Annotated in this window: 11 protein-coding genes; 2 read left to right on the forward strand and 9 right to left on the reverse strand. The window is 42.7% G+C overall.

The annotated features are described in order from the left end of the window. Positions 1 to 56: 56 nt before the first annotated feature. From CLI64_RS00070 to CLI64_RS00080, 3 genes are read right to left on the reverse strand one after another with little or no spacing between them, the layout of a single operon-like run. The gene (locus tag CLI64_RS00070; protein WP_192881634.1) at positions 57 to 476 is read right to left on the reverse strand and encodes a DUF2262 domain-containing protein; all 420 of its coding nucleotides are present in this window, start codon (positions 474 to 476) and stop codon (positions 57 to 59) included. Positions 477 to 486: 10 nt separating this feature from the next. Further along, positions 487 to 1,152, reverse strand: coding sequence for a DUF4272 domain-containing protein (locus tag CLI64_RS00075; protein ID WP_103135334.1), 666 nt, complete (start codon positions 1,150 to 1,152; stop codon positions 487 to 489). Further along, the gene (locus CLI64_RS00080; protein WP_192881636.1) at positions 1,143 to 2,882 is read right to left on the reverse strand and encodes a DUF4157 domain-containing protein; all 1,740 of its coding nucleotides are present in this window, start codon (positions 2,880 to 2,882) and stop codon (positions 1,143 to 1,145) included. Before CLI64_RS00080 ends, CLI64_RS00075 begins: the two co-directional genes overlap by 10 nt. 342 nt (positions 2,883 to 3,224) lie before the next feature. Between CLI64_RS00080 and CLI64_RS00085 the strand changes: the two genes are divergently transcribed. After that, entirely contained in the window at positions 3,225 to 4,532 is a 1,308-nt protein-coding gene (locus CLI64_RS00085; RefSeq protein WP_103135335.1) for an NF041680 family putative transposase, read from the forward strand. An 86-nt stretch (positions 4,533 to 4,618) separates the two neighbouring features. Continuing rightward, on the forward strand, positions 4,619 to 4,816 hold the full coding sequence (locus CLI64_RS00090; RefSeq protein ID WP_225977454.1) for a Uma2 family endonuclease: 198 nt from the start codon (positions 4,619 to 4,621) through the stop codon (positions 4,814 to 4,816). On the opposite strand, the gene CLI64_RS00095 is transcribed toward CLI64_RS00090, so the two are convergent. The 6 genes from CLI64_RS00095 to CLI64_RS00120 all read right to left on the reverse strand — a co-directional run bounded on the left by CLI64_RS00095 (position 4,787) and on the right by CLI64_RS00120 (position 13,141). Then, positions 4,787 to 6,502: a DUF4157 domain-containing protein gene (locus CLI64_RS00095; protein WP_225977455.1), complete on the reverse strand. Its 1,716-nt coding sequence runs from the start codon at positions 6,500 to 6,502 to the stop codon at positions 4,787 to 4,789. The genes CLI64_RS00090 and CLI64_RS00095 overlap by 30 nt on opposite strands. A 59-nt stretch (positions 6,503 to 6,561) precedes the next feature. Then, a complete protein-coding gene (locus CLI64_RS00100; RefSeq protein WP_103135336.1) occupies positions 6,562 to 8,556 on the reverse strand; it encodes an ATP-binding protein in 1,995 nt (664 codons plus the stop codon). 1 nt (position 8,557) lies between these two features. Further along, a complete protein-coding gene (locus tag CLI64_RS00105; protein WP_103135337.1) occupies positions 8,558 to 9,724 on the reverse strand; it encodes a cysteine desulfurase family protein in 1,167 nt (388 codons plus the stop codon). 2 nt (positions 9,725 to 9,726) lie between these two features. Next, entirely contained in the window at positions 9,727 to 10,353 is a 627-nt protein-coding gene (locus CLI64_RS00110) for a type I restriction endonuclease (protein ID WP_103135338.1), read from the reverse strand. 99 nt (positions 10,354 to 10,452) lie between these two features. Beyond that, positions 10,453 to 10,932 (reverse strand): thioredoxin-dependent thiol peroxidase, encoded by a 480-nt coding sequence (bcp, locus tag CLI64_RS00115; protein ID WP_103135339.1) that lies wholly within the window; start codon positions 10,930 to 10,932, stop codon positions 10,453 to 10,455. Between the two features lie 226 nt (positions 10,933 to 11,158). Beyond that, complete coding sequence (locus tag CLI64_RS00120; RefSeq protein WP_103135340.1) at positions 11,159 to 13,141, reverse strand: right-handed parallel beta-helix repeat-containing protein; 1,983 nt, start codon at positions 13,139 to 13,141, stop codon at positions 11,159 to 11,161. Positions 13,142 to 13,334: the final 193 nt, after the last annotated feature.

Raw genomic sequence — 13,334 nt, forward strand, 5'->3', positions numbered from 1 at the left:
ACCCCTCATCCCAATTATTCATGTTCTAGTTACTATGGGCGATCATTACTACTCACTTAGCCTTCAATCGTTGCATAATCCAAGGCAAAATCATCCGTGACTGCTACTACTACTGTATGTCCCCAGAACATTTTGTTGTCCTTATAGTCAATTGTGATGCTACCATCAGCGTTGATGTGAATGGCTTCCAGGGTGAGTTTTGCTTTGAACTCACTGCGGCTCAGTTGTTTTTCCCCTTTCTTGAGCCACTCTTCGCTATTTTTGTCTTCCAAGAGTTCTTCGGCACAAAAATCGAGTAGTTCGTTCTTATTGTTAGTGATCCAATCTATGCTTTTCTTAATACGTGCTTCAAGTTGGCTGGGGTCTTTTTCATCTTCAGCACTCACAGTCACATTGACCTGTACACCGTCGATGGTGAAGGAGGCTTCATACCATTGCAAACCTTTATTGAAGGTATAGTCGTTTAAGTCAAACATGGTATTTTCTCTAGGTATCTGTTTTAATATCGTCCCAAGGGCAGTTTTCATATCCGATCAGCCAGTTGATCGCATAGTGTCGTTCATAGGTAACGCTATGATCTAAAAGAGGCGGCAGAGGGCTGTTGTTGAGCCTACTGTTCTTGCATAACCAGTGACATCGGTAAATAAAATCGGCTTCAAATAGAATTTCTCCTTCATTTCTTCTGGTCGCTACAGCATTGAGGGATGTTTCAGAATGGGATGCAATAATCCGTATAACATCTGCGGCATTGCATGGGCTGGATGGAAATAGAGTCTTTTCAGCAAGTTTCAATGCCCACAATAGTAACCAAGCACTTTCATACCGCCAGCAGGCATCAATCCGTTCTCGTTCTGAAGGATGAGGATTGATCTCAAAAGCCCGTTCTTTCAGTGTTAACTTTTCTCTCACATTAAACCTTTGAGAATAGTTTTCTAGTTGTGCCTTACTTGCTCCTTCTCCTTTGAGAGCACAATAGCACAATGCCAAAATTCGCCCGGTGACTTCCTCTGTTGTGCGGATCTTCGTTTGCGCTTCAATATGCGGTAGCCAAGGGTTGCAGATCATGCCGTGTTCAGCAAGCAGGGCTTCAGATTTTAGCTTTAGATGCCAAGGACTTGTAGTATCGAGTGCTATTTTCGGCATTATTTCCATAACAAGACTCCGCCATTATGTCCATGCTTCGCGTGTACCGTCATATCGACCAGCACCATCTCATATTCTTTGGAAAGGTGATGCCATGTCCAAGCTCCTCCCCTATTGTTTTTTGCCCACGTACAGAGCCTGTCGCCCATAGAAAAGTGTTGCGCTCTTGAAGCTCCAGCTATTTGAACCTTTTGTCCACCGCCCATAATGCCATATTTTTTATTCTTCATACCCTTGTTGAGCTTCACTTTCGTAGATTTCTCAATTGGGTCTTGCCAAACTTTTTTCTTTTGCGGCTTGGAAAAATTGATGTTCCCTTTCCCATCACGCAAATAGGTAATTTTTTTAAATTCCCCGAAATTTTTGGTTTTGTATTTCTCTTGATAGCTTAAGGTATTCGGGGTTCGTTTCATCTGCAAAGGTTGTTCAGTATTGCCAGTAGAATTTTGTGTTTCAACCTGTTTTTTAATATTTTCCCACCAGCCACGGGTATGCACCCCTTCTTTCCATTTAGTGAAGACATTCATCCACAATTCTTCTTTATGGATATTGATTTGATAATGCTCGAGCATATTTATAAAAATCTCTTGCAATATTTTTTCGTAATCAGGAATAGTTGCGAATTCGCTCGGTTCAAGTTCATCTGGGTACAAGTCTTCTGTGGATGCGTGTGCGTTTTCTGCGCCGTGGTCGCTATCATTGCTCTCATCGCTATCTTGCGATACTTCCTCTACATCCATGAAATTCGGCTCTTCCTGTTCATGGAATTCAGTAGTGGCTCGTTCCCACTTACCGTTCAAATACCTTATGTAAAATTCCTCTTCGTAACCTGATACCTTGATAGTGTCATCTACCCTAGCTTCAGACTGTTCATACTCTTTTCCTGTGTCTTGGTCTTGCCATTTGAACAAACCAGTTTGAATAAATTCTCCTTGAACAACGTCTGATGTATGGCTGGTTGAAATGGTAACTGGTTTGATATTGGGTTGAAGTTCCCTACTAATTGATGCTGCTTTTTCTCCCATCACATCTGCCTCTTTTTCCAACCCCTCATCATCATTAATTTCTAACCCCTTCATCTGGATTGTTGGTTCTACCCTTCCCTGCTTCTGCTGCACAACGTGCCAAGCTTCATGGGGTAAATGTTTCTCTTGTCCTGGTGCAAGATGAATATCTGTGCCTTGGGTGTAAGCTAATGCTTGTAATCGGGCTGGTTTGGGCGAATTATAATGAACTTTGACATCATTAAGGGAATATCCCGAAAGATTTTCAACTCCTGTTTTAAGATATGTTGGTAATCCAGTGTGATTGGGGTTGTCCAATTCTGCCTGACGTTGGATTGTTACGCTCTCAGACTGTCCACCGCTCCTAGCACTGGTAATAGTAGATTCCAAATCTGGTGTTGCTTCTCCTACCTCAAGTCCTCCTTGTTGCTGTATTGAGGGCTCTGAAGTTGAACGAGCGATCGCCGGTGCATTAATTCTCTGTACCACTAATTTCGCTGTCCGGTCGGCTTCCTGTTCGTATTTATCTCCTGGTTCGCCGATCGCTAACTTAGTTTGTACAGGCGATTGTTCCCCTGCTGGGTTGAAAATAGTGAACTCTGGCATCTGGCTTTCGTATCCCTGCGTTTTAGGCGATTCTGTACTTTCCCCTGCTTTTGGCTGTACAACAAAGGGACGAGATACCAAGGAATTAGTCGCAGAAGATTGCTGTTGAGATGCTTTATGAGTCCGCATAGCTACACTCCACCTTTAGCCAAATTATGCTGTATTGTGTCAATTTTTTTGACAAAAGCAAATTAGACTATAGGATAATTTTGATCAATCATCATAGTTATAGATAAAGCGCGCCTGCATCGGCAACTTTGGAAATTGAAGTCGATCATATTTGTAGCGGTAATTATTCTAGAGGTCTGGTTGTGGTCTTTGCTCAAACCAGTACTCCAGATATCATCACCACTCGCTTGACTGGAGTTTAGACTAGTTCCCGGTGCGACAACGAAAAATAAGGGGTGTGCTTGAACACAGTCCCCTATTAGCAGAAGCTGAGAGAAGAACCACCAACTCTCATCTGCCAATATGAACCGTGCCAAATTAGAGGAATTTCGTCAAGCAGCGTATAACTATCTAGGTAGAGCGCATGATGCAACATTTGAACTGATGGATGCAATATTGCTAACTCGGAACGCTTACAGTTTGGCAGATTTATCACTATCACCAGCATTTAGACGCAAGTGGTCAAGTATTTATGAAGCGTTACAAGATAGCAGGCCACAGCGACAAAAATTGATGCAGTTATACATCAAACAGATGCCACACCAGGGTCGTCCGTTGTTGGCTGGCGACCATACAGCTTGGCCAAGGCCAGATGCGGTAACGCTACAGGAAAGGACAATTGAACACAGCAGTGTCTCAATGGGAGGTGACAAACCAATCACCATTGGTCAGGGCTATAGCACCATTGCTTGGATACCGGAGAGTTCGGGCAGTTGGGCATTACCATTGAGACACGAGCGAATTACCAGTTGGGAAAGCCCAATCCAGAAAGCAGCATGGCAATTACAACAAGTTTGTGAAAATTTACCTACCAGACCAATTTCGGTTTGGGATAGTGAGTACGGGTGCGCTCCTTTCGTTTTGAAGACGAGTAATATTAAAGCAGACATTTTGGTACGTTTGCGTTCAAATCTTTGTTTATGGGGCGCACCACCACCATATTCTGGCAAGGGACGACCGAGAAAACATGGTGATAAATTTAAGTTGAATGATGCTTCGACATGGACTCAAGCCATTCAAACTATAGAAGTAAATCATCCAAAACTAGGACGTATCAAGGTGAGCTTGTGGTCAAATTTTCATTTTCGGAAAGCCGCTACACGTCCGATGTCCTTGATTCGGGTTGAGCGTCTTGATGAGCTTGGCAACTTGCGGGTGTCAAAACCTTTGTGGTTGGCTTGGCTGGGAGAACAAATGCCGCCTTTAGAAGAAGTTTGGCAACTCTACTTGCGGCGTTTTACTGTTGACCACTGGTATCGCTTTTTGAAGCAACGCTTACACTGGACTCTTCCCAAGCTACGTACCCCTAAGCAATGTGAGCGTTGGAGTGACTTAATGCCCATCATGACTTGGGAATTGTGGTTAGCCCGTGATATCGTTGCAGACAACCCTTTACCTTGGCAAAAGTTATTAGTTAGTTTGACTCCAGGTAGGGTTGCTCAGGCGATGGGAAGTATTTTAGCGACGATTGGTACTCCTGCCCGTCCGCCCAAACCTCGCGGAAAGTCCCCTGGCTGGAAGACTGGACAACCCCGACAACGTAGAATTCGCTATCCTGTTGTTAGAAAAACTACAACTAAGCCACGTAAGCAACAATCAGAATCTGCTTAAGATTGTCGATTTTTATGTCTAATGCCTATTTATTTTCAACTCAGCCTTCCTGGGTCATTTTTTGCTGCTTAGTCTAAACTCCAGGCTTGACACTAGACGAGTATCGGGCGATGGATGAAACCAGTCCAGAACGCCATGAATACCGTAATGGAGAGATTATTAGTATGTTGGGGGGTTCAGAAGTCCACAGTGCGATCGCTAGTAATTTGTTAATTTACTTAGGATTTTTAGCACGACAAGAATACATAATCACACTATGCAAACGGATTGCCCATAGTTTCTAGACTCTTGGCATAAACTTCTACCATTCTGTGTCTTTCCTTATGAACCTCTTCCATTTTCTGATTTCTATGATCTTCCATCACTTTATACGCAGTTGGATGTGCTTGCTTGACCTTTTCCAGTTCCTCATTAACCTTTACCATTTTATTGTTGAGTGCCACTCCACCAGTGACCGTCCATCCAACCTTTGCCGCTTTTGCGGCAGGATGCGGTATCATCCCAATTGCTTGACCGATAGCCATACCAAACCCCACTTTAGCCCCCATCTTCACAGTTTGCTCAAACTGGCATTTCTCTAAATCTGCTTTAAATCTTTCGGCTTCCTCTTTACTCATCTTTGCGCTTGCTATGTCTATCACTCTTGCTAAATCTTCCTTGCCACCACCGAATACATAGTAATCCGCCCACTTCAACGGCTCGGATGTGTTCCGAGGGTCTTGGATTCCTTCTTTCATCAGTTCCACTCGGTCTGTTATGGTTTCCTTGATTCCTTCCTGGATAGGTGACTGAGGTGTAAAATCACTAATTTTCTCTCTAGCTTTTTTGGATGATTTGTCAGCCAACCCCGTAGGTACAGGAATCATTGGTGCAACACCTAATATGCTTTCCACAATTGTCTTTGGCTTTCCACCCTTTCCTCCAGTGTATGGGGTACTGAACGGTGATGAATCCATTGATGGCAGTGACCCAATTGGTGGAATTGATTGTTTCACTCGTTTGCGTTTTACTGGATTTTTCCCTTTTCTCGTATATAAACTGTAGTACAACCAGCCCGTTCCTTCTACCGTCTCTGGATATTCACTCTCGTCTCTTGGGTCTGGAAGTTCGATCCATTCCAGATTTAATTCATCAATCCGACCTGTGTTTGCTGTAGGATGAGATTTAGAATTTTCCTCATCTTTCACTGCATAGAATCGCTGGATAGTGTTTTGGTCAGAATTATGATTCACTATGAGTTTGTCATTCAGGTTTGGCTTTTGAACAATTGATATTTGCCCCATCTGTGACTTTTGCTGGGAAAATCGCTGTACAGTCCCACCATTTTGCTGTACTACATGGGTTAACTCATGGGCGATCAACTCTTGACCCCCGCGACTCCCTGGCTGATATTCCCCTTGTCGAAAGAACACATCTTGCCCTGTTGTAAATGCCTTTGCTTGAATCGAGCGATTTAACTGGTCTGATTGGGTATCAGTATGCACTCTCACACCACTAAAATCCGCCCCCATCGCTGTACTCATCTTGGCTTGCAAACCAGCATCTAAGGGCTGTCCCCCGCTTCTAGCACTATTAATAGCTGATTCTAAATCTGTTGATGCTTCTCCTCCCTCTAATCCTCCCCGCCGTTGTATTGAGGGTTCTGAAGTTGAACGAGCGATCGCCGGTGCATTAATCCTTTGTACTACTAGTTTTGCTGTTCGGTCGGCTTCCTGCTCGTATTTATCTCCTGGCGCGCCGATCGCTAATTTTGGTTGCACGGGCGATTGTTCCCCTGCTGGGTTGAAAATAGCGAACTCTGGCATCTGGCTTTTGTACCCCTGCGTTCCTGGCGATTCTTTCCTTTCCTCTGCTTTTGGCTGCACTACAAAGGGACGAGATACCAAGGAATTGTTCACTGAAGATTGCTTTTGAGATGCTTTATGAGTCCGCATAGCCACACTCCGAATCGCAGCCAAATAATACCTCATTCTCTCATTTTCTTCGGTAATATCAATTAGACGTTTAGCTAATTGCTATTCAGCAAAAATCATGCTATCCATCCCTTCACCTCTACATCAGTTAAAGGTCGCTCCATCTTGATATATTCACTCTTGGCTGCTTGTAAGATATGTTTCATCCCCACGGGTTCATCGGCATCGGCTGCTATAAACGCTGCATTCAGGGCAATATTGCGGATATTCCCGCCAGCAACGCTGAGTTTAGCTAATTTCTCGAAATCTAAGTCTGCGGTGGGGGTTTGGGCGGGAAATACCCGTCGCCAAATTTCGGCGCGCTGATTGGCATCGGGGAAGGGAAACTGGACAATAAAGCGCAAACGCCGCAGAAATGCCTGATCTAAAGAGGCTTTTAAGTTGGTGGTGAGAATTGCTAAACCCCGATAGGCTTCCATGCGTTGCAGTAGGTAGCTTACCTCAATATTGGCGTGGCGGTCATGGGAGTCTTTCACTTCTGTACGTTTGCCAAAGAGGGCATCGGCTTCATCAAATAGTAAAATGACTCCTCCCCCCTCAGCCGCATCAAATACCCGCCGCAAATTTTTCTCTGTCTCGCCAATATACTTACTCACCACTGCACTTAAATCTATGCGGTAGACATCTAGATTTAGGGTATTACCTAATACTTCTGCTGCTAGTGTTTTCCCTGTGCCACTCGCCCCCGCAAACATGGCACTAATACCCAAACCTCGTCCGCCTTTAGCCGCAAATCCCCACTGTTCATAGACTTTGGAACGTTGGCGTAAATGGGCAGCAATATCACGCAATACGCCTAATTCATTGGGTGGTAACACTAAATCTTCCCACTGTGCGGTTGCTTCGATGCGTTGCGCCAATTCATCGAGGCGGGGACGGGCTTGACTACGGCAGACATCCCAGAGGAAACGGAAGGCTTGGGCTGAGTCAGATGTTGGGTGGTGTTGGGTTTTGAATTGCCAACTGGTGGCTGTAATTGTAGCGGTGCTGAGGTTGAAGTGGGAAACAAGACGGTCGATGTGTCCATTCCAGGTGGGTGAGATGTCACTTAAGGCAGTTTGCCAAACTTGACGCTGTTCGGCGGGGCTGGGGTGATTTACCTCTAAGGTGAGTAAAGGACGCTGGATAGCACGACGACGTTCTAAACTGGAGATCATCAGGGGGGTTTGTAGGGTTTCGAGTAGCTGATGGATGTGATTTTCCCCATCTGGAGATTCGGTAGTGCGATCGCCATCCAATAATATTACCCTGCCAAACAGTCGCCATTCCCTTTCCCACAAGCACTTGATGAGATTTAATTGCTGGGTATCACGGGGTAAGTTCTGGGCAGCAATAGCATAAACTGTTAAGTGTAAAATATCACAGGCATGGGCGGCGATCGCTTTTTTGCTGACGGTTTCTGTACCACATAGTTGCAATATGGGCAAGGCGCGCTGTTCTTGAGAGGCTTGCAACCAGCAATTTGCCATTTGTTGCGCTAAGGCTGTATGGGATGGAACTAAGTTTTCTGTCTGTACAGGGGTAGCTCCTAATTGTGCCAATCGCTCATCCAATGGGCGCAATCCTGCCAAATAATGAATAATCTGCTCGTCTAATCTTAAGGGAGAAATCGTCAATGTATGGGACGGAGCAATTTCAATAATCCGCCAGCGTCGCAAGGGTGCATCGTGAGTCAGTAAATCCCAATAGGAACCAGAAGACATGGAGAATGCTAAACTAAAAGTGGGATGTTCTAACTGTGGTTGTCCTTGGGCTGCGGCACATAGTTTTCCCCAGTTACGGTCAAATTCCATACCTGCACACAACAGCACAATTTGCCGTTCTAATTTAGATAATTTAAAGATTTGACACAGTTGCTCTATGGCGGGCGGTGCTTGATTAAAGGCTGGGTCTTGTTCGTAATCTAGGAATATGCCTTTCTCCCTACTCTGATTTCCCTGTTCGTTGTCTTCAGCCAACTGTTCTAAAGCTTGACGGGTTTGGGAGATTAAACCCATCAAGTAACGGTGATTTGCACTGTACCAGTCTTTTGTCACAGGTTGAGACGGCATTTTATACTAAAGTCTTTTGTTTACGTAAACTTTGAATAGTAGCGATCGCGTGTTTCGCTACTATATCAATTTCTGCCGATGTGTTAAACCTGCCTATCCCAAAACGAACGGCAGCATAAGCCAATTTTTCGTCATGTCCCAAAGCAGTGAGGACGTGAGAGGGTGCTGTTTTCGTCGATGAACAAGCTGAACCAGAGGATACGGCCATAACTGGCTGTAAACCTAAAGACAATGCTGCACCGTCAACTCCCTCAACGCTAATATTCAAGTTACCTGGTAATCGTTGGGTGGGGTGTCCATTCAGGTGAATTCCCTCTAATTGTGAAAGTTGACTCCATAAGTTGTCTCTTAACTGGATGAGGCGGAGGCTTTCTGTTTCCTGTTCGGCTAAAGCAATTTCTACAGCCTTACCAAAGCCAACAATTTGCGGTGTGTATAGAGTTCCTGAACGCATTCCTCGTTCATGTCCTCCCCCGTGTTGTTGGGGTGCGAGTTGCACTCTGGGGTTGCGCCTGCGGACATATAAGGCACCAATACCTTTTGGCCCGTAGACTTTATGGGCAGTCAAAGACATTAAATCAATGTGCATGGCTTGCACATCTAGAGGAATTTTCCCAATAGCTTGGGCTGCATCTGTATGGAAAATTACTTGGCGACTATGGCAGATTTCCCCAATTTCTGCTAACGGTTGTAATACGCCAATTTCATTATTAGCTGCCATCACCGAAACTAAAATTGTCTCAGGACGCAACGCTGCTTCTAGTTCTCTTAAATCAATCAATCCATCAGCTTTGACTGGCAATATAGTAATCTCAAAACCCAGGGTTTTTAAATATGCACAAGGGTCGAGTACCGCGCCATGTTCAGTTGCCACAGTAACTATATGCTGACCTTTTTGAAAGTAAGCTTCTGCTACACCTTTAATGGCTAAATTATTAGCTTCCGTTGCACCGCTAGTAAAGACAATTTCTTCTGGCGATGCTTTAATTGCAGTGGCTAAAATTTCCCGTGCTTGTTTTACAGCAGCTTCCGTTTCCCAACCGTAAATATGACTAATACTTGCTGGATTGCCAAATTTTTCTGTAAAGTATGGCAGCATAGCTGCTAATACACGCTCATCTACAGGTGTAGTGGCGTGACAATCAAGGTAGATGGGATGATTAGACATAACTATTGCAATATTTGACTCAGTTTTTTTAAGGTAGCAAGGACTTGATACAGTTCACTTTGACGTTTTAATAGCGTAAATTCATCTGATAAAGCATAAGTTAATGTATTTAAATTAGTTAATTTGATAAAAATAAAGTGACTGCCATTAGTGACTAATCCAAACACGGGTTTTTCTTGGTTGGGATGGCTGATCATATAAGCTAATGCTTGAGATATGTTCTCTGTCAGAGAAAATGCTGCCCGTTTAGACTCAATGACAAGTAACCATAATTGGTCTTGAATAACTAAGACATCAATTCTACCTCTAATCACTTCTCCTGCTTCTTCTAAAGATATTTCGATAGATTCCTCAGTGAGAATAGAAAATGGCGGACGGTAAAATCCAGCTAAATCTAATAAAGGAGACAATACCACCATCTTGACAGCATTTTCTAAAATAGGTGGTCTTTTAACTAAATTCAAAAAATTAGCTTTAACTCTATCTAAATACTCTTTTTCTAAGTCTGTGATTTCAGGTAAAGACTCAAACCATTCTGGAAAAAATCTATCATCCTCTGCTAATTTGAGTCCAAACCTTTCTTCTAAATATGCAATTCCAACATTTTGAGCTTGAATGAATTGAACCATAGGGTCTACAAGAGGAACTGTATAACTATATTGACATTTCTGGTTGTAAAGCAGTGTCGATTTTATAGTAATGTTAAGTTCATTATTGGTTGTAATCAGTTAACTAGCTGTTAATTCTTGCAGTTTCTGCAACACTGATTGGGCATGACCTTTGACTTTGACATCAGGCCAGGCATGAGCAATAATTTTCTCAGGTGAAATGAGAAAAGTAGAACGCGCCACACCCATATATTCTTTACCCATAAATTTCTTTAACCGCCAAGCACCATAAGCTTCTATTAACTGGTGTTCTGGATCACTTAGCAGTGTAATAGACAAGTTATGTTTATTTATAAACTTGCAATGGGCTTTACCAGAATCAGGACTCACGCCTAATATTTTTGCCCCTAATTGATTGAATTCCTGATTTAACTCTGTGAAATCTTTGGCTTCTGTAGTGCAACCAGGAGTATCATCTTTAGGGTAAAAATAAACTACAATCCATTGATCTGTAAAATCATTTAAAGTAACCAGATTGCCATCTTGGTCTGGTAGAGAAAACTCTGGTGCTGTTTGTCCAATTTGGGGAATGTTCGTCATAATTAGTCAATAGTCAATAGTCATTAGTCAATAGTCATTAGTCATTAGTCATTAGTCAATAGTCAATAGTCATTAGTCAATAGTCATTAGTCATTGGTCATTAGGGATTTCCAGAAAATAAACTATCCAATTTATTTTCTCCAAAACAATTGTCTTTCTCCCTGCCCCCTGCCCCCTGCCCCCTTGCCATCAACGTGAGGCTAGGAATATCTGTTTATTTGCTATGTTATTCTTGGTTGCCACTGCGTTGTACTTGAGATGTGTTATCTATTTCAAAGGCACCTCGGACATTTGCTGTTAAATCACAATTTACTACTGTAGCTGTACCTCGATCATGAACATACAAGGCATATTGTTGATTTCTATTAACTTTGCATTCTCTGATGACGATGTTGCTATCATTTCTGATTTCTATACCCGATAATCGGTTATTAAAAATCTTGCATTCCTTAATTATCCCTCGACCATTTTGATCTACTAAAACACCGCTTCCTTGTCCATCACGAATTACGCAGTTTTCAATTGCTGGATTACCATTTTTCCTAATTTCTATACCTGCGCCTAATGTGGTGCTAAAAACGTCACAATTATTGATGCTGCCTTTACCATTTTGATCAATCAGAATTCCCCCATCACGAATTCTACAACGCTCAACTGTAGGATTACCACCGTCTTGAATGGTGATTCCTGATAAAGTGTTGCTGTACAAATAACAGTCTTCTATCCTACCTTGACCATGATCATAAACAAATATACCACTAGCTTTGCCGTCATGAATTTCGCAATTACGGATAATGGCATCAGCTGTGGCATGATGAATGGCGATGCAGGCTAGAGAATCAGAGGTGATATCACAATTTTCTAAAGTTAGCTGTCCTTGGGAAATATCTACACCGTAGAATTTTTTGTTATTTTTCCCTGCTGTGCAACGTATTGTCAAACCACTAACTGTTGCTGTGTCAGCTTCCATTAAAATACAATTTGAGTCGGGACTTTCAATGACAATATCGGCTTTAGAACCATCACCAATAATTTTTATTGGTTTATTAATTACTATACTTTCTTGATAAAATCCAGGACGCACCATGATGCTGGTGTTGGGTTGGGCATTGGCGATCGCTTCTGTGATAGTTTGATAATCACCATCCCCCAGGCGAGAAACTACTAATTTTGATTTAGTTTTGGGCAATACTGCATATATTAACCCAGCCAAAGCTATTCCTAGTCCACCAAAGCCCAAGAATTTCATAAATTTTCTTCTATTGGGAGGAGTAGGGGTTTGTGGTGGTGGAGTTTGTAGTGGTGAGTTTAAATAACTCTCAATTTCCGCTATCTTTTGCAAAATTATTTGAGTATTTTGGGGGCGTTGACTGGGTAAACGCGCCATCATTTGATCGAGTAAATCTGCAAACTGCGGTAGAACTTGTATATGGTTTCGCCAGCTTAATTCATCGCTATAAGAGTTGTAAATTAGGGAATCTGTTGGTTCTTTTCCAGTTAATAAATAAATAAAAGTTCGACCCAGCGCAAAAAAATCTGACTGTTGTACAGCCTGACCATGAATTTGTTCGGATGGGGTATAACCTGCGGAAATGACACCTGTAACTTGTCCCGCAGATTGCTTGGCGATGTAGGTTTGGGTAATTGATCTGGCTGTGCCGAAGTCGATGAGTGCAAGACGACCATCTGCCCTTAACATGATGTTGGATGGTTTAATATCGCGATGAAATAAACCCTGTTGATGAACTTGTTGAAGGATAATGACGCTTTCTTTGAACCATTGCAATGCTAATTTTTGGTCGATGGGTCGATAATCTCTCTTTTTTAAGTACACGTTTAAATCAAGACCTTCGATTTTCTCCATCACCAGACAGTGTAATGGCTCTGGGCTACTTCTAGGAAAATAAATAAAGTAGCCGTTAGGTTCGACTTGAGGAATACCAGGATGATTGAGACGAGTGAGAACTTCTGCTTCTCTCTGAAATAGCTCGATCGCTTTCGGGTGATTATTGATTAAAATCTTAATAACTTTAGTAGTTTGTGTCCGCGTATCAAGGATTTCATAGGTTTTGCCAAAGCCACCACCACCTAGAAAACCCACTACTCGATAACAACCTTCTAGGAGCAACTCTGAACCACAGGCTTGACAAAATAGGATATTGTCAGGATTTTGAGGATTGGTACACTGGGGATTAATGCAGAGGCTCATCGCTTCGGCAAGTAAAGTTTTTATCTGACTAGTTTAGCTTTTATGGTGTACTTCACAGATAAATTTTATATTAAAGAGGCTAATATAAATTTTGGCTTTTAGTTTTTGAATTGAAAGTGTCGATACAATCAGCTGTTTCATCAAGATATAAAGAGAAGCTGGAAACCAGGTTTACCCATAAAGATTAACCCTT

Origin of the sequence: Nostoc sp. CENA543, from assembly GCF_002896875.1 — a bacterium.
Lineage (GTDB): Bacteria > Cyanobacteriota > Cyanobacteriia > Cyanobacteriales > Nostocaceae > Trichormus.

What these genes read in the sequence shown, in the direction of transcription:
- CLI64_RS00075 (WP_103135334.1), bottom strand. Translation starts at nt 1,152, where the DNA reads ATGGAAATAATGCCGAAAATAGCACTCGATACTACAAGTCCTTGGCAT.
- CLI64_RS00095 (WP_225977455.1), bottom strand. Translation starts at nt 6,502, where the DNA reads ATGAGGTATTATTTGGCTGCGATTCGGAGTGTGGCTATGCGGACTCAT.
- CLI64_RS00085 (WP_103135335.1), top strand. Translation starts at nt 3,225, where the DNA reads ATGAACCGTGCCAAATTAGAGGAATTTCGTCAAGCAGCGTATAACTAT.
- CLI64_RS00110 (WP_103135338.1), bottom strand. Translation starts at nt 10,353, where the DNA reads ATGGTTCAATTCATTCAAGCTCAAAATGTTGGAATTGCATATTTAGAA.
- bcp (WP_103135339.1), bottom strand. Translation starts at nt 10,932, where the DNA reads ATGACGAACATTCCCCAAATTGGACAAACAGCACCAGAGTTTTCTCTA.
- CLI64_RS00070 (WP_192881634.1), bottom strand. Translation starts at nt 476, where the DNA reads ATGTTTGACTTAAACGACTATACCTTCAATAAAGGTTTGCAATGGTAT.
- CLI64_RS00100 (WP_103135336.1), bottom strand. Translation starts at nt 8,556, where the DNA reads ATGCCGTCTCAACCTGTGACAAAAGACTGGTACAGTGCAAATCACCGT.
- CLI64_RS00120 (WP_103135340.1), bottom strand. Translation starts at nt 13,141, where the DNA reads ATGAGCCTCTGCATTAATCCCCAGTGTACCAATCCTCAAAATCCTGAC.
- CLI64_RS00080 (WP_192881636.1), bottom strand. Translation starts at nt 2,882, where the DNA reads ATGCGGACTCATAAAGCATCTCAACAGCAATCTTCTGCGACTAATTCC.
- CLI64_RS00105 (WP_103135337.1), bottom strand. Translation starts at nt 9,724, where the DNA reads ATGTCTAATCATCCCATCTACCTTGATTGTCACGCCACTACACCTGTA.